At 38.4% G+C, this 17,590-nt stretch carries 13 protein-coding genes and 1 pseudogene; 13 read left to right on the top strand and 1 reads right to left on the bottom strand.

Features of this window, described 5'->3' with window-relative positions:
• The first annotated feature begins 66 nt into the window (after positions 1–66).
• The 4 genes from AB5754_RS07255 to AB5754_RS07240 all read left to right on the top strand — a co-directional run bounded on the left by AB5754_RS07255 (position 67) and on the right by AB5754_RS07240 (position 4,800).
• Complete coding sequence (locus AB5754_RS07255) at positions 67–702, top strand: NAD(P)H-binding protein (protein WP_368251643.1); 636 nt, start codon at positions 67–69, stop codon at positions 700–702.
• A gap of 306 nt (positions 703–1,008) precedes the next feature.
• Positions 1,009–2,478: a glutamate/gamma-aminobutyrate family transporter YjeM gene (gene yjeM / locus AB5754_RS07250; protein ID WP_368251649.1), complete on the top strand. Its 1,470-nt coding sequence runs from the start codon at positions 1,009–1,011 to the stop codon at positions 2,476–2,478.
• A 194-nt stretch (positions 2,479–2,672) separates the two neighbouring features.
• Positions 2,673–3,431 carry a hypothetical protein gene (locus AB5754_RS07245; protein WP_368251642.1) on the top strand — a complete coding sequence of 253 codons (759 nt, stop codon included), beginning with the start codon at positions 2,673–2,675 and terminating at the stop codon, positions 3,429–3,431.
• Entirely contained in the window at positions 3,421–4,800 is a 1,380-nt protein-coding gene (locus AB5754_RS07240; RefSeq protein WP_368251641.1) for a M24 family metallopeptidase, read from the top strand. The genes AB5754_RS07245 and AB5754_RS07240 overlap by 11 nt, the downstream gene beginning before the upstream one ends.
• A 47-nt stretch (positions 4,801–4,847) precedes the next feature.
• Here the strand turns inward: AB5754_RS07240 and AB5754_RS07235 are convergent, their stop codons facing one another.
• Positions 4,848–5,183: an iron-sulfur cluster biosynthesis family protein gene (locus AB5754_RS07235; protein ID WP_311832651.1), complete on the bottom strand. Its 336-nt coding sequence runs from the start codon at positions 5,181–5,183 to the stop codon at positions 4,848–4,850.
• Between the two features lie 670 nt (positions 5,184–5,853).
• Here AB5754_RS07235 and nox point away from each other — a divergent pair.
• The 9 genes and pseudogenes from nox to AB5754_RS07190 all read left to right on the top strand — a co-directional run.
• Positions 5,854–7,185, top strand: a complete 1,332-nt coding sequence (gene nox, locus AB5754_RS07230) for a H2O-forming NADH oxidase (RefSeq protein ID WP_368251640.1) — start codon at positions 5,854–5,856, stop codon at positions 7,183–7,185.
• A gap of 190 nt (positions 7,186–7,375) precedes the next feature.
• Positions 7,376–8,803, top strand: coding sequence for a glycoside hydrolase family 1 protein (locus AB5754_RS07225; RefSeq protein ID WP_368251639.1), 1,428 nt, complete (start codon positions 7,376–7,378; stop codon positions 8,801–8,803).
• A 395-nt stretch (positions 8,804–9,198) separates the two neighbouring features.
• Positions 9,199–10,467, top strand: coding sequence for a PTS cellobiose transporter subunit IIC (gene celB, locus AB5754_RS07220; RefSeq protein ID WP_368251638.1), 1,269 nt, complete (start codon positions 9,199–9,201; stop codon positions 10,465–10,467).
• Between the two features lie 240 nt (positions 10,468–10,707).
• Positions 10,708–12,096, top strand: a complete 1,389-nt coding sequence (locus AB5754_RS07215; RefSeq protein WP_368251637.1) for an extracellular solute-binding protein — start codon at positions 10,708–10,710, stop codon at positions 12,094–12,096.
• Positions 12,097–12,160: 64 nt separating this feature from the next.
• Positions 12,161–13,036 (top strand): carbohydrate ABC transporter permease, encoded by an 876-nt coding sequence (locus AB5754_RS07210; protein ID WP_368259527.1) that lies wholly within the window; start codon positions 12,161–12,163, stop codon positions 13,034–13,036.
• The gene (locus tag AB5754_RS07205; protein ID WP_368251635.1) at positions 13,033–13,848 is read left to right on the top strand and encodes a carbohydrate ABC transporter permease; all 816 of its coding nucleotides are present in this window, start codon (positions 13,033–13,035) and stop codon (positions 13,846–13,848) included. The genes AB5754_RS07210 and AB5754_RS07205 overlap by 4 nt, the downstream gene beginning before the upstream one ends.
• Before the next feature lie 58 nt (positions 13,849–13,906).
• Positions 13,907–14,929 carry a LacI family DNA-binding transcriptional regulator gene (locus tag AB5754_RS07200; RefSeq protein ID WP_368251634.1) on the top strand — a complete coding sequence of 341 codons (1,023 nt, stop codon included), beginning with the start codon at positions 13,907–13,909 and terminating at the stop codon, positions 14,927–14,929.
• Between the two features lie 9 nt (positions 14,930–14,938).
• Positions 14,939–17,230 (top strand): glycoside hydrolase family 65 protein, encoded by a 2,292-nt coding sequence (locus tag AB5754_RS07195; RefSeq protein WP_368251633.1) that lies wholly within the window; start codon positions 14,939–14,941, stop codon positions 17,228–17,230.
• 1 nt (position 17,231) lies between these two features.
• Positions 17,232–17,590 (top strand): annotated as a pseudogene (locus AB5754_RS07190) (glycoside hydrolase family 65 protein); the annotation flags it as partial.

The raw sequence follows: 17,590 nt of genomic DNA, 5'->3' as shown, positions 1-17,590 counted from the left end.
TATTCTTGCTACCGAAATGGTGCTGCGTTAGACTGAAGACAATAAATAGAAAGAAGGAGAACCTTCATGAATATTTTCGTAGTGGGTGCCACAGGTCGTGTGGGACAAATGTTAACGGAAAAATTAACCGCAAAAGGTCATACCGTTTATGGAGCTAGTAGAAGTGCAGAGAAAATCAAAGAGACAGAACTAGTAAAACCGGTTCATTTTGATTTACATGAGACCGTGGCACAAATGGCTCAGCAGATTCGCTTAATGGATGTAATATACTTTGTAGCCGGCTCTCGAGGAAAAGATTTGTTGCAATCGGATCTTTATGGAGCGGTGAAGCTGATGCAAGCAGCAGAAGAAGCGAATGTGGGGCGCTATATTCAGCTGAGCTCGCTATTTGCCTTGGAACCAGAGCGGTGGCAAGAAGATTATCTCGCTGATCTTGCAGATTATAATATTGCCAAATATTTTTCTGATAAATATTTAATCGAGAATACTGATTTGGATTATACAATTTTACAACCGGGAGGTTTGACAGAAAAAGCTGGTAGCGGTCATGTTGCTTTACAAGTGACTGATACAGGAAAAAATGCCATTGAGGATGTAGCAGAAGTTTTGGCAAGTCTGATTGATTTCCCCGATACCGTTGATCAAGTAATTACAATGCATGAAGGCACTACACCAATTGCTACGGCATTAGCCGATATTTAGACAAAAGTCCTCTGAAAAGATGTTTTCAGAGGACTTTTTATCATAACTTTTTCGTTATTTTAAAATCTACAGGAAGTGACGTTTTAAGAATGCGAACACCTTGAGAATAAGTGTAAAGAATATTCTAAAGATTTTTACGCAAGTGATTTTTCTTGCGTATTTGTTTTTTTAAGTGTATCGTGGTATTCAAGGATTTTTTTAGACTGGCGATTTTATAGACAAATTTTGCTTCGTAATAATTTGAGAGCAAGAAAATTCTTAAAAAAATGAATAGGAGTGGTTTCATTGTCTAAAGCAGGAAAAGGCATGACATTAGGTGCTTTGGCCATGATGATTTTTACCACGGTATTTGGGTTTGCCAATGGTCCGGTGGCTTTTTATCTCATGGGTTACGGCTCGATTGTTTTTTATGTCATTGCAGCAATTCTTTTCTTCATCCCCTTTGCCTTAATGATGGCGGAATATGGTTCTGCGATTAAAGGGGAAAACAGCGGGATGTACAAATGGTTGGAGGTCAGTGTGGGCCCCCGTTTTGCTTTTATCGGTACTTTTATGTGGTTTGCTTCTTACGTAATCTGGATGGTTTCCACTGCGTCAAAAGTTTTTATTCCACTGACGACGGCTTTTGCAGGAAGTGACCAAACCCAAAAACTGGGGATGTTCGGCTTAAATTCAACTCAGATGGTGGGCTTGTTGGCTTGTCTCTGGATGATTGTGGTTACCTTTGTTTCTCTAAAAGGGGTCAAAGGAATCATCAAAATCACTAGTTTAGGTGGCTTAGCAGTTACTAGTTTAAATGTAATTTTGTTGATTATTTCCGGGATTATTTTAGTAGCTAATGGGGGACATCTTGCGCAACCCTTACACGCTATTTTAACTTCACCAAATCCCACTTATCAAACACCAGTTAGTCTGTTGAGCTTTGCCGTTTTTGCAATCTTTGCTTACGGTGGTTTAGAGGCCATTGGGGGCATGGTGGATAAAACGCGCAATGCTGAGAAAAACTTCCCCCGAGGAATTTTGCTATCGGCGGTGATTATTTCAGTAGGGTACGCTTTAGGGATTTTCTTGTGGGGTGTTAGTACCAACTGGGAGGCAGTATTGTCCAGCAACAGTACCAACCTAGGAAATATCAGTTATGTCATGATGAATAATCTAGGCTTTGAGTTTGGCAAGAGCATCGGTCTTAGCCAAGCTGCCGCTTTAACTATGGGGAACTGGTTTGCTCGTTATACGGGGATTGGCATGTTCTTAACGTACAGTGGTGCTTTCTTCACCTTGACGTATTCGCCATTAAAGACTTTGATCATGGGTACCCCTAAAAAACTATGGCCAGCTAAATTCACTAAGTTAAATAAAAACGATATGCCAAGCTACGCGATGTGGGCGCAATGTGCCTTAGTAGTAGCAATTATTTTACTCGCTTCCTTTGGGACACCGGATTCTTCTGCCTTTTATCGGATTCTAACTTTAATGGCTAATGTATCCATGACATTACCTTATCTATTTTTGATTTATGCTTTCCCGAAATTCAAGCAAAAAACAGATTTGGAACGGCCTTTTGAAGCTTTTAAAAATTATAAGGTGACTGTTGCCATTAGCGTAGTGGTTTTCTTATTAGTTTTAGGCGCTAACGGATTTACGATTTTCCAACCAATGCTAGATGGCGCAGGTATAAATGACACCTTGTGGATGATTGCTGGACCAGTGGGCTTTACTGTCTTAGGAATTATCTTGTATGAAAACTATGTACGCCGGAGCAAGAAAAACAAGTAATCACATTACTGAATTGAAACCAAACAAAATGGGTAATCCCCGTTTTGTTTGGTTTTTTTATCGTAAGGCTAAGGAAGTTTTACATAAGCTTGTATGAGCAGTCGTTTGTTTTTATCTTGTTTGACACTGGAGAAAACTCCTGTAGACTAAAGCGTAAGAGTAATTTTTGAGAACGAAATAGAAAGGGTAGAAGAATGAAGAAAAATTTGAAACGAGCAAGACGGAAACGGATTTTGTTTCTCATTATTTTTGTTTTATTGGCCGCTTCGGTTGTTTATGCAGCGGTAATGTTTACTCAGGCGCCTTCTGGGGTTTCCACCAAAGAGTCAGAACTAGTAAAAAGTGATTATGTATTGATGATTCTTCAGTGTATTGTGGGGATGATTGTGATTTTTCTGCCGGCACAAGCTGAACAGCGTTTTGGTATTGATGTACCAGATATGATGGAAATGATTTATTTTATCTTTTTATTTTGTGCTATTTATTTAGGTGAAGTCCAAAATTTTTATTACCGAGTGCCATTTTGGGATACGATTCTCCATGGTTTTAGCGCCGTGATGTTAGGTGCGTTAGGTTTCTTTTTAGTAGATTTTATGAATCGCAGTAAGACGCTCCATCTTAAGCTAAAGCCGTTTTTCGTCAGTTTCTTTGCCTTTTGTTTTGCGACTACTTGTGGGGTGGTTTGGGAAATTTATGAATACAGTGCCGATCAACTATTAGGTACGAATATGCAAAAATTTATGACGGCTCAAGGAGTTGTTTTACAAGGCCATGATGCGTTAGGAGATACCATGAAAGATTTAATTGTGGATATGGTCTGTGCCTTAGCGATCGTATTACTGGGTTTTTGGAATTTAAAACGGATGGAAAAAAGAAGTATGAGCCGGAAACCTACACTGCTGAATATGACTTCAGAGCTAACAGAAAATAAAGGAGAGGCAAATGAAGATTGAATTAGCAGAAATTCCAGCACCAGAACTGAGCACTGGTTTGCCTGTAATCTTAAGCGATGAGACATTGGCCAGTCGTAAAAAGGCACTTTTAAAAAGGATGAATCAAGCCCAACTAGATGTAGTTATCATTTATGCTGATCGGGAACATGGCGCCAATTTTGAGTATTTTACCGGTTTTGTCCCCCGCTTTGAAGAGGCCTTATTAGTCGTTCAAAAAAATGGGGAAGCCAGCTTATTATTAGGAAATGAAAACCAAAAAATGGCTGCCCATTCTCGCCTGAAAGCCCAACTGATTCATGTACCTGAATTTTCATTACCGAATCAACCTATGGCAGCCCAGCGTCCCTTTGAGGAATATTTAAAGGTAGCTAAGATTGAACAAAATCATCAAATTGGCTTAATTGGTTGGAAACTTTTCACTGGGATGTTAGGACAAAAGCAACAGGCTTTTGATTTGCCTTATTTTATTGTAGAGGCGGTCAAAAAACGAGTTGATCAAGGAAAAGTAGTCAATGCCACAGAATTATTACTAGACCCGGATACTGGTCTGCGTAGTGTCAATAATGCAAATGAAATCGCCCATTACGAATATGGTGCGACCTTAGCTGGTAAAGGTATTTTAGCGACTTTAAATCAAGTGGTTTTAGGCAAGACGGAAATTGAATTAGCGGAAAACTTAGCTCAATCCGGGCAACCAAATACAGTGACTACGATTTGTGCCACAGGGGAACGTTTTACTAAAGGAACTTTGTATCCTAGACAAAAAGCAGTTAGTTTAGGGGATACTTTTTCTACTACGGTAGGTTATAAAGGTGGACTTTCCAGTAGAGGAGCTTATGTGGTCACGGGAGCTTGCGATTTGCCCCCAAAAGTAGCTGATTACGTAGAAGTTTTGGCTAAACCTTATTATGGCGCGCTAGTTACTTGGCTAGAAGAAATTAAGATTGGCATGACTGGGGGAGCTTTGTATGGGATGATCCAAGATGTCTTGCCCCAAACTGTTTACCATTGGAGTTTAAATCCCGGTCATCTTGTGGCAGATGAAGAGTGGTTGTCTTCACCGATTTATCCAGATTCTATGGCTCGCTTAAAAAGCGGACAGCTTTTGCAATTGGATATCATTCCTAAAATACCCGGCTATGGTGGCGTTGGCTGTGAAGATGGTATTGCCTTGTGTGATGCAAATTTACGCCAGCAATTACAAAGTCAGTATCCAGAAATGTGGCAACGAGTTCAAAAGCGCCGAAATTATATTCAAAACACATTACAGATTCACCTACCTGAAGAAGTCTTACCGTTAAATGATGTCTTAGGGTATTATCGACCTTATTTATTAGATCAAACTAAGGTTTTTCGAGTTGTCCGATAATAAAAGTGCCTCCTTTTCAAAAATGAAAAGAGGCACTTTTATTTGTATTATGGGCGAATTAACAAGTTGTTGTCTAAAATACCAGCATTGGTTTTAAGGGAGAAGGTGCTTAGTCGATCATTATAATCCAAGGTGATATCTTCATTAATAAAATCCTTTTCACCAGCTGAGATATACACATGAAAGTGAGGGGTCTCTAAAGGAATGTTGTAATTATCTTTTGGACCTTGGCTAGCCAAAATTTGAAATTTATCTCCCACTGCACAAGAACCACCCACTGTGGAAAACTGATTTGTACCATCATTTAAAGCTAGTATAAAAGTAGTATTGTTCAGGCGCTTTTCTAAGGCCGTCGCCGCGGAATCAGAAATAGTTAGTTTCATAAGATTACCTCCTTTTCTTTCTAGTATACTCACCCTCATTTAAACTGTTAAATCATCTGCTTCCTATTAAAAATGAATCTAGGCTACTGAATGAATTTTAGGTTGTTGTTAGTTCTTAGAAGAAAAGAAGTGGATTTCTTAATTTTTCTTTACTTCTTTAGAATTCATCAAATTAAGATAACATAGTAATTTTATCTTAGTATTTCTTTTGAAGTGTTGTAGCATTTTATTTTCAATAAAAGATGAAAATAGCTCTTCTAAAATTTAGGAAGTGTCTACGTTATTTTGTTTTTATAACGATAGTAAAAAGTTTCTGAAAGTATACTGATTGAAAATGAATAGAGGAATTCTTATTGTAAATTAATGATAGTTATCTGTTGTTGAAAGAAAAAATTGTATTTTTTTCATTTTCTCATTACAAAAATTACCGATAAATAATGAGCCGACAGTAAGTAGTACAGCACTGTTAACTGTTCTATTACAATGGATAAAGATTGTGAAGAAAATCCGATGTAACAATCCAAAATCAGCTATATAAAGCGCTATCTCGTCATTTTGAAAAGTTTTTTTGCGGAAATGTAACGAAAAAATTCACAAGTATAAACTTTGCTTTCTGTATAAGTTTGGCCTAAACTGTCAGTGTATTCAATATGAAGGAGGAAGAAAGAAAATGACCAAAACAGTAATTGTCGGCGCCAATCATGCAGGTGTCGCCGCGGCGAATACAATTTTAGACAACGCCCCAGATCAAGAAGTAGTGATGATCGACAGCAACACCAATTTAAGCTATCTTGGCTGTGGTACGGCATTGTGGGTTGGCCGCCAAATTGATTCTTATGAAGGTTTGTTTTATACGAAAAAGGAAGATTTTGAAAATAAAGGTGCCACCATTCATATGGAAACCTCAGTGGATCTGATTGATTTTGAAAAAAAAGTCGTGCATTGTGTTACAAAAGACGGGGAAACTTTCAGTGAAGGCTATGACAAATTGGTTTTAGCTACTGGCTCTACTCCCATTTCACCGAAAATTCCCGGAAATGATTTGAAGAATATCCAATTTTTAAAACGGTTTCAAGATGGGCAGGCAGTGGATCATATCTTAGGCGATGAAACCACTAAAACTGTGGCAGTTATCGGGGCAGGTTATATCGGCGTGGAAATTGCGGAAGCTGCCAAACGTCGAGGAAAAAATGTTCTCTTATTTGATGCTGTAGATCGTGCTTTACCAAATTACTATGACAAATGGTTTACCGATGATATGGATAAAAACTTAGCTGACCACGGCATTGAACTACATTTTGGTGAGTTAGTCCAAGAATACAAAGGAAATGACAAAGTGGAGGCAATTGTCACTGCTAAGGGGGAATACCCAGTAGACTTGGTAATCAATGCGATTGGTTTCTTACCAAATGCGAAATTGGGGAAAGATCATTTGGAACTCTTTAAAAATGGAGCTTATTTAGTGGATCGTCATCAAATGACCAGTGATCCTGATGTGTATGCTGTCGGGGATTGTGCAACCGTGTACTCCAACGCATTACAAGCAACTACTTATATCGCTTTGGCAACCAATGCGATTCGCTCAGGACTAGTGGCAGGGTATAATATTGCTGGTATCACTGTGGAATCAGAAGGGGTTCAAGGCTCTAATGGGATTTCTATCTTTGGCCTAAACATGGTTTCCACCGGTTTGTCAGTAGAAGCTGCTAAAAAGCAAGGACTGGAAGTAGCATACACGGATTACGAAGACTTGCAACGGCCAGACTTTATGAAGGAAAATGCCAATGTGAAAATTCGCATTGTCTATGAAGTAAGTTCTAGACGAATTGTCGGAGCCCAGCTGTCTTCCAGAGAAGATATTGCGGGGACGATTCACATGTTCAGTTTGGCGATTGCTGAGAAATTCACCATCGACAAGTTGAAACTATTGGATATTTTCTTCTTACCTCATTTCAACCAACCTTATAACTACATTACAATGGCAGCGTTACAAGCTAAATAATTAAAGCTGTATCCTTTCAAAAAACGACCGGAATCCTTGTGATTCTTGGTCGTTTTTCTTTTAGTAAACAAAAACATTGGTAAATAAAAATAAAAGTATAGACTTGTTTTAAAACTTATATATAATGTAAATAGAGAAGCAATACCATAAGCAGGCTGGCTAATGTCAGCTAACAACAGGAGGAATAATAATGAATTTGATATTTCCCGAAAATTTCTGGTGGGGAGCTGCCACTTCCGGTCCTCAAAGCGAAGGGCGCTTTGGCAAAGAACACGCTAACTTATTTGACTATTGGTATGATATTGAACCAGAAGTCTTTTATGACCAAGTCGGCCCTAATGTAGCTTCGAATTTTTACAATAGTTTCAAAGAAGATATTCGTTTGATGAAAGAAATCGGATTAAATTCGGTACGAACATCCATTCAATGGACGCGTTTAATTGATGATTTTGAAACTGCTAGTTTAAACAAAGCCAATGTGGACTTTTACAACCAAGTGATTGATGAGTTTATTGCCAATGGGATTCGTCCAGTAATTAATTTGCATCACTTTGATTTACCGGCTGATTTATATCACAAATATGGTGGTTGGGAAAACAAACACGTAGGGGATTTATTTGTGAAGTTTGCCCAGCAATGTTTCCGCTTGTTTGGCGATCGAGTGACAGACTGGTTTACGTTTAACGAGCCAATGGTAATTGTAGAAGGAGAATACTTGCATCAGTTTCACTACCCCAATCTTGTAGATGGAAAAAAAGCGGTCCAAGTAGCGTACAATATCCAACTAGCTTCTGCGAAAACCATCGCTGCTTTTAAAGCAATCAATCGAAATCCCAATGGCAAAATCGGCATTATCTTGAATTTGACTCCAGCTTATCCTGCTAGCCAGTCAGTTGAAGATTTGGCAGCTTCTGAATTTGCGGACTTATGGTTGAACCGCTTGTTTATGGACGCTTCTGCTTTAGGGGCTTTTCCTGATGCTTTAGTGGAACGCTTGAAAAAAGACCACGTGCTCTGGGAAGCAACCACAGAAGAGTTGGCCATTATCAAAAACAATACTATCGATTATTTAGGAGTAAATTTCTACCATCCTCATCGCGTACAGGCACCAGCAGTTTCTGCCAACAGTTTAGCTGTGGACTGGTTACCAGAAAAATATTTTGATGAATATGAAATGCCTGGCCGGCGAATGAATGTAGACAAGGGTTGGGAGATTTATCCTAAAGCAGTCTATGACATCGCTTTGGATATCCGAGATAATTATGACAATCTGGAGTGGTTTATTTCCGAAAACGGGATGGGGGTTTCGAGAGAAGAACGCTATTTGAATGAAGCTGGCGTAATTAAAGACGATTATCGCATTCAGTTTATCCAAGAACATCTTTACTGGTTGCACAAAGGAATTGAAGAAGGTTCCAACTGCTTTGGGTATCATTTGTGGACACCGATTGATTGCTGGTCATGGAAAAATGCCTACCGCAACCGTTATGGTTTTATTTCCAATGATATTCGTAATCAAAAGAAAACCATCAAAAAATCTGGTCACTGGTTTAAAGGGATTGCTGATACGGACGTGTTAGAAATGCCTGAAAGCTTAGCCGCATCACTGGAAGAATAAAGGAAAATGATAAAGAGGATGATATTTGCTTACTTGGTGTGAGGAAAACGAATGAGTAGTGATAACAATTTAATGATTGCTAGTATCTCTATCGATTTGACCAAAGAATGAATGAATCCTATAAATGAGTATCAAATGAAGGGGCGGGTATCGTGGATATCCACCCCTTATTATTTTTCAGGGAAGTAACTCAGTTTTTATTATGAGTTAACGCAATGTAAAAGGAACCCTTTCCTCAAAGTATTTCTTGCATTGAAAACTGAGGATTTGTCGTTGTGAATAGTCATATTTATAATTAAATTCATGTATTTAATTATAAAAGTATAGACTATTTTGGCGTGGCATGGTATTCTTTAAATGTAATCGATTACGAAAAAAATTATGAGGTGATTTGAGTGAACGGGTTTATGGACAAATTAAGTGAAAAAATCATGCCTTTAGCCAATTGGTTAGGTCAAAATCGCTATTTAACTGTGTTGCGGGATGCGTTTATGCTCTCATTTCCTTTGACGATGTTTGGTTCTATTATTGTTGTACTGAATAATCTGCCCTTTTTTAGCGATGAATTAAAAGGAACGTTAGGCAATTTATTAGGCAATGGTCAAAATGCCACCATGAGTATTATGACTGTTTTTGTAACATTTGGTATTGGCTATTATCTTTCTCAGTCTTATGATGTGGATGGTATTTTCGGTGGTGCGGTAGCTTTTGCCAGCTTCTTGATTTTGACGCCTTTCTTTATGACCACAGAAACAGGGGATACAGTTAGTGGTATCTTAAGCTTGGATCGTCTAGGAGCAAAAGGAATGTTCTTAGGGATGTTGGCTGCCTTCTTAGCCACGGAGCTGTATTGCCGAGTTACCAAAAAAGGCTGGCAAATCAAAATGCCAGATGGTGTGCCACCGGCAGTTTCTAAATCCTTTGCTGCGTTGATTCCTGCAATTTTAACTTTAAGTGTCTTTTTAGTCATCAATGCAATTATGGTAGGGGTCTTCAACGCCAACTTGCACGATGTGATTTATGAAGTAATCCAAAAACCATTAACCGGACTGGGTGGAAGTTTACCCGCAACATTAATTGCATTGTTCTTTGTACAATTCCTATGGTTCTTTGGTCTTCATGGACAAATCATCGTAAACTCGGTAATGGATCCAATTTGGAATACGTTGATGCTAGACAACTTGGAAGCTTACCAAGCAGGGGAAAAACTCCCTCATATTGTGACGAAACCATTTATGGAAACCTTCACAGTTGGTCTGGGTGGGTCTGGAATGACTTTAGCAGTAGTCATTATCTTAGCTTTCTTTATGAAGAAAAAACAGTACAAAGACATTGGTCGCCTGGCCTTGGGACCTGGTATCTTTAACGTTAATGAACCAGTGATCTTCGGGTTGCCAATCGTGTTAAATGCTACAATTTTAATTCCTTGGGTGTTAGCACCGCTAGTGGTCACTACCTTGAATTATTTGGTGATGGCCGCAGGGATTGTTCCAGCGCCAACAGGAGTTTCGGTTCCTTGGACGGTGCCAATTATTGCTAGCGGTGTCTTAGCCACCAATTCTTGGCTAGGGGGCTTGCTACAAGTAGTGGATTTTGTAATTGTAGCGTTAATCTGGTTCCCATTCATGAGAGCATTGGACCGGGAAGTGGAAGTAGAGATTTAAACAAGAGCATCAATAACAAAAAAAGATAGTTAAAGTCCTCATCTTTGGATGGGGGCTTTAACTATCTTTTTAGCGCGAGAAAGGATTCTATTTAATTCATAGATAAATAATGATGGACAAAGCATTGAGCTGCTCAATTTTCAAAAAGAGATGTTTTTTTAAATGAAAGCGTTGACATATTATAAGTTTAACGTTAAACTATTCATGAGGTTGAACGTTAAACTTAAGGAGGAAGATCTCATGAAAAAAAGTAAGCTTTTTGCTGCATTAGGTACTTTACTAATGGTGGGAACATTGGCAGCTTGCGGTAGCAGTGGTGGTAAAAGTGATGCCAAAGGAACCACGGATACCAAAGAAGACAAGCAAATGGAAGTGTTGGGCAATAATGTTCAATTTGATCCCAATAAGTTAGTGAACGATGGCAAACCGATTGAGATGGAATACTGGACATGGAATGAAGGGGATCCAGCGATTACCATGGCCAAGGAATATGAAAAAATCTACCCGAACGTAACCATTAAAGTCGTTAACCATCCCTGGGAAGATTACTGGACGAAATTACCTTTGGCTTTGAAAGGAAAAAATGGGCCGGCAATTTTTAACGTACACAATTCACAACACGATATTCTCATTCCTTATATGGCTCCTTATGATATTGATATTACGGACTTACAATCTGATTTTACTTCAGTGGATTCCCATATCATTGATGACAAAATTTATTATATTGATAGTCTGATCAACACCGGAAATATTTATTACAATAAGACAATGTGGAAAGAAGCTGGCTTGACGGAGGCAGATATTCCAAAAACTTGGGATCAATTTAGAGAAGTGGCGAAAAAATTAACCAAAAAAGATGGGGATAAACTTACTCAAGCTGGTTTCAACTGGAATGCAGAAACGTACAGTGCAATTTATCAAGGTTTGAATTATCAAAAAGGTGAGCTTTTATTTGATGAATCTGGGAAAGTTGCCAATTATGATAACGAAGTGTCTAAAGAAAACTTGCAGTTCTTAATTGATCTCTATGATAAAGATGGTGTTGGCTCTAAGGACTTTGGTGCTGAATCTTCTCAAAGTTTTGGGAATGGACAAGCAGCCATGGTTTACAAATGGGGCTGGTATCAAAGTGAATTAAGAAACAACTATCCAGACATTGACTTTGGCGTATTTGCCACACCAACACCAACAGAAGATGTCCCTTTTGCTTATGACCGTTATAATGGGGAAAGCACACCGGGTATTAACAAGAACCAAACCGAAGAAGAGCAAGCATTGGCTCAAGACTTCTTGAAATATTGTCTAGCAAATGATGAATACTCTAAAACAGGTGCGCTGGCTTTGGCTTCCTTCCCAACGAAAAAATCATTGGCAGACGATAAAGATATTTTAGCGGATCCAGTATTAAGTGCGATTGCGCCACGGGTAGAACGCTTGATATGGCCTGGACCATTCCCGGCAACTGTAGAAACTAGTGCAACTCAGACTATGGAAGATGTCTTGTTCAATGGTAAAAATATTGATGAAGGTCTTACAGAAGGCCAAGCTAAAATGGATAAAGATATGAAAGATACCGATTTTACATCGTTAGAAGATAGCTATGCCTTCTTTGATGAATTGAAATAGCCAATAGGGGTGCTGAGGACCAAGTGTTTCTTGGCATCCTGTCTTTTTTGAAGGGGTGAACATGATGGAAGCGACAAAACGAACAAAAATTTTTAATTTGCGAAATATAGCAGTAATTTTGTTGATAATCTATTTTGCTATCTTTCTAATTTATCCAATTTATAAAGCCTTTGCAGGGAGTTTACACGATTGGAATCCATTGATTGATAAATACAATTTTGTGGGCTTAGAAAATTTTAAGGACGTTTTAACGAGTCAGCTATTTTGGAAATCAATGGGTAATACTTTTTTCTTTGCGTTCTTCTCTGTATTATTTCGAGTAGTGATTGGACTAGGTTTAGCACTTTTGCTCTCTTCTAAACTGACCAAGATGAAGACTGCGTTTCAAGGATTATTTTACATGCCGACGATTACACCACTAGTCGCTGTTTCATTTGTTTGGATGTGGATGTTTGATCCTCAATTTGGGTTGATTAACAAAATTTTCCATTTGGACATTAACTGGTTAAAAGATACTCAATGGGCTTTACCAGCGATTATCATTATGACTATTTGGAAGGATTTTGGTTATGCAACGGTGCTTTTTTTAGGTGGATTGATGGGCTTGCCGGAAGATGTTTTTGAGGCAGCGAAGATTGATGGAGCTAACAGCCGTCAAACTTTTCGAAATATTACTTTGCCGTTGTTAAAACCCACAACACTTTTTGTGGTGATTACCTCATTGATTACGTATTTACAAGCTTATATCCAGATTTTGATCATGACAGAAGGTGGGCCAGGAACTTCCACCTACGTGATTTCGTATTTGATCTTTGACGAAGCCTTTGTGAAGTACAATTTCGGTTCGGCCTCGGCCATGGCAATCATACTCTTTGTGATTATCGGGATTTTAACCATTATCATGTTTAAAGTCACGGAAGAAAGGAAGCAGACAGCATGAATAAAGTCAAAACAGTTCTTTTAAACGTCATCTTACTGGCCTTGGCAATCGTGACCATCGTGCCATTTATTTGGATGTTACTGTCGGCATTTGCTCCCAATAGTGAAATCGTTAAAATTGGTGGTTCCTTATTTCCGACACCGTCTACCTTTGATAACTTTATCAACATCCAAGAGAAGTTCAACTTTTTAGGAATGTTTGCCAATAGTTTATTTGTTGCTTTGGCAACAACGGCTATTATTATCTACACTAGTGCATTAATGGGTTTTGTTTTTGCTAAGTTTCAATTTAAAGGAAAAAATTTACTTTTTGGAGTGGTTTTAAGCACTATGATGCTTCCGTGGGCAGTGACTATTATTCCTAAATATGAAATGATGGTAGATTTTGGCTGGTTAGATACATATAAAGCCTTGATTATTCCTTCCATGGTTAGCGGCTTTGGAATTTTTATGTTTCGCCAATCCATTGCTCAAATTCCTGACGAGTTGATTGAAGCAGCTCGGGTGGATGGGGCGACGGATACTTATATCTTTCATCGCATTATTATGCCTATGTCCCGTAACTCCATTGCCAGTTTAGCGATATTTCAATTTCTTTGGAGTTGGGAAGATTTCCTTTGGCCATATTTGGTTATTAGTGATGAATCTAAGCAACTCCTTTCTGTGGGGCTACGTTTATTCAATGGGCAATACGGCACCGATTACGGTGGCTTATTTGCAGCCACTTCAATTTCAATCATCCCAGTAGTAGTAATTTATTTAGTCTTCCAAAAACGCTTTATTGCCGGCGTGGCCAGTGGCTCAATTAAGTAGTTGAAGTTTTTTGGGAAGTGTTATAATTGTCTAAGGAACTAAGGAAAGGGCGAAGATTATGAAAGTAACCATCAAGAAAATTGCAGAAGAGGCTGGCGTTAGTGTCACTTCGGTATCCAATGTGATCAATAATAAAGCACATCGGGTTTCCAAGGAAAAACGTGAGCTGATTAATGCGATTATCAAAAAATACAATTATTCGCCCAATATGAACGCTCGAGCTTTAGTCCAGTCGTCTTCTCGATTGATTGGCTTATTATATTACTCCCAAAAACCGCGTTTAGACTTTTCGGATCCTTTTGTTACAGATATTTTAGAGGGAATAGAAAGCCTAGCAAAGCCTCAAGGATTTTTTACTTTAGTGCATAATGTTAGCTCCGTAAAAGACATAGAAGATATCCAAAAAAATTGGAAATTTGATGGCTTAATTGCAGTTGGATTCAATCAAACATTGTTTGAAAAAATTCATGAGAGTATTTCTGTTCCTATTGTTTTTATCGATACTCATTTAGATCAAGAGTTTTATCATAATATTTCTAATTATCCGGATCGCTATTTTATTAATACCGATGACCGCTTGATGGGGACTACAGCAACAGAATTTCTGATTGAAAATCACCATCAGCAGATTGCCTTTTTATCCTATGGCTTTGACGAACAAGAACCTAGTGTTATTCAACAGCGTTATTTAGGCTATAAGGAGGCTTTAAAAAATCGTCATTTGGCTTTTTTACCTGAGTTAGTTTATACCGATGAAGAGTTTGACAAGCTACTGGCTGACCAAAAAAAATACACGGCTGTTTTTGTTACTGCAGATTATTTAGCAATGCAATTTATCCAATTTATGAAAAAAAATAAGGCCTTTAGAGAAATTGGCTTGTCTGTTATTAGTCTTGATGATATTAAATACGCTCAACTGAATGATCCACCTTTAACGACTATACGCTTGGATCAAGTTCGGAAAGGCCGACTAGCCATGGAAAAAATCGAAAAGCTAGTAAAAGAGAAGGCTGAAGTGGAGCAGATGACTGTTTTACCTGGGCAACTAATTATCCGGGAAACGGTACAAAAAAGAAAATGAGGTGTCAAAATGGCGAAAGTTGCCGATTTGTATTATCAACTTGATCCATGGATTATTAAAGAAAATGGCTTCGATATAGAACATAGTGAGGTTTCAGAAGCTATCTTTTCCTTGGGGAACGAGTACATGGGTGTGAGAGGTTATTTTGAAGAAGGAATCTCCAGTCCAAGTTTATTAGGAAGTTATTTCAATGGTATTTACGAAAACAGTCACGAAGAAAATCGGGTGCAATACAAAGGTATTGTCAAACGTAGCCATTTTATGGTTAATGCGGTAGATTGGCTTTATACTCGACTAACAGTGGCAGAAGAAACCTTAGACTTTGCTAAAAGTACCATTCATTCCTTTCAACGCAATTTAGATTTACGTAGTGGTATCTTGCAACGCTCTTTCATCTGGGTAACCAAACAAGGGCCGGAAATTAAAGTGATTTTTGAACGCTTTTTAGATATGGAACAAGCGAATTACGGCTTCCAGAAAATTCAATTGCAGACAAGTGAACCCGTAGCTGTAGAACTCGTTATGGGGGCGGATTTTAATACTATTCACCAGTCTCAGGAAATGAATTTCTGGCAACAAGAAAAAGCTGAATTTTATGATTCTGGCGCGATGATTTTAGGTAAAACCTTAACTAGTAACCAACAAATCTATTCTCGGTTTACTCTGGAGAACAATCAATCCCTTACAGCAGAACGTTTGGTAAGGGATAAATTTATCGCTCTTAAGTTTAACGTTAAACTGGAACCGGAGAAAATTTTCGAAACCAAACGATATACAACAAACGTAGTGGCCAAAACACCAATGCCAGAAGAAGATTTAATTGAAACAGGAGTTAAACTGCACAAAACTCAACTAACTAAAAATTTCGATGACTATCTTCAAGCACAAGTCACTTATTGGCAACGAGTGTGGCAAAAATATGATATTGAAATTGAAGGGGACGAACTAAACCAACAAGGAATCCGTTTTTGTATTTTTCAACTGCAACAAACTTATCACGGACAAAATCCATCTAATAATATTGGAGCAAAAGGTCTAACGGGTGAATCTTATGGAGGGCATGCCTTTTGGGATACGGAAACCTGTTGTTTGCCTTTTTATCTTTTGAATAATTTGGAAGCAGCGAAGAATCTTTTGGAATTTCGTTATCAAACATTACCAGAAGCGCGGAATCGAGCAAATGAATTGGATTGCCAAGGTGCTTGTTATCCAATTGCAACGCTAAATGGAAATGAAGCTAGTGATTTGTGGCAACATGCGAGCTTACAGTTTCAACCAAGTACTGGAGTAGCTTACGGGATTTGGCACTATGTCAATTTGTCAGATGATCAAGCTTTCTTAACTGGACATGGGATTGAAATGTTAATTGAAATTTCACGTTTCTTAGCTTCCCGGGGAGATTGGGGTGCAAATGGGGAGTTTGGTTTCTTTGGAGTGATGGGACCCGATGAGTTTCAAATGATGGTCAATCACAATGCTTATACGAATTATATGGCCATGAAGACTTTCCAATATACTTTAGCAACGTTAAATAGTATTAAAAAAAGCAATCGAGAACGTTATGAAGAATTGCAAGCTACTTTGTTGTTAAACGTGGAAGAAGAAAAATTGTGGCAACGGTGTGTGGATCACACCTTGATCATTCAAACTGAAGAGGGACTAATTGAACAACATGACGGTTTCTTCAAATTGCCCCATGTGGACATTCACCAGATTCCAATCACCGATTTTCCTTTGTATCATCACTGGTCTTATGATCGAATTTATCGCAATGATATGATCAAACAACCGGATGTTTTAATGTTCCAATTCTTGTACAACCAAGATTTCACTAAGGAAAGCAAGCGCATTAACTATGATTATTACGAACCGAAGACGATTCATGAATCATCTTTATCTCCATCTATTCATTCTATTTTGGCAGCCGAACTTGGGAAAAAGCAAGAAGCTTATGACTTTTTTGGTTTTGCTACCCGTATGGATTTGGATAATTACAATCGTAATACAAGAGAAGGCCTACACACTACGTCTATTGCTGCGGCTTGGATGAATATTGTTTACGGTTTTGGGGGTATTCGTACAGATGGGCCAGAACTTTTAGTGGCACCGTCGATTCCAGATAAATGGTCAAGTTATACTTTTAAAATCACCTACCAAGGAGCTTTGATAGAGGTAAAGGTCAGTCAAAGCTTAGTTCAGCTACGTTTGTTAGAAGGTGAACCAGTAACATTCCGCCTTTATGATCGAGTAATCAGACTTGGAGAAGAACCGATTTTACAAGCAGTGGAAGGAGCAGGTTAAGATGCGTTGGGTCATTTCGGAAACATTTCAACCAGAAAAAAAGGTTGATTTTGGAAATAAATTTCTTTTGGCCAATGGCTATATGGGCTATCGAGGAACCATGGAAGAAGATCGTAAAGAAGATTTAGTGGCCAACACTATCCTTGGTTTCTATGATCAAGTAGGGGAAAAGTGGCGAGAACCCGTTAATGCACCTAACGCTCTTTACTTTGCGGTGACGAAACCTGACTTATCTTTGAAATCTTGTAAACCAAGTAGACACCAACAATCTTTAAATCTCAAAGAAGGATTGCATACTCGTATCACGGAGTATGAACTAGTGGATAATACTATAACTCTTGAAGCTAAACGCTTTATTAG

Origin of the sequence: Enterococcus sp. 2201sp1_2201st1_C11_2201SCRN_220225, from assembly GCF_040925905.1 — a bacterium.
GTDB lineage: Bacteria > Bacillota > Bacilli > Lactobacillales > Enterococcaceae > Enterococcus_C > Enterococcus_C asini_A.
The sequence above is the reverse complement of the archived record's forward strand: the minus strand, read 5'-3'. Positions and strand labels throughout refer to the sequence as shown.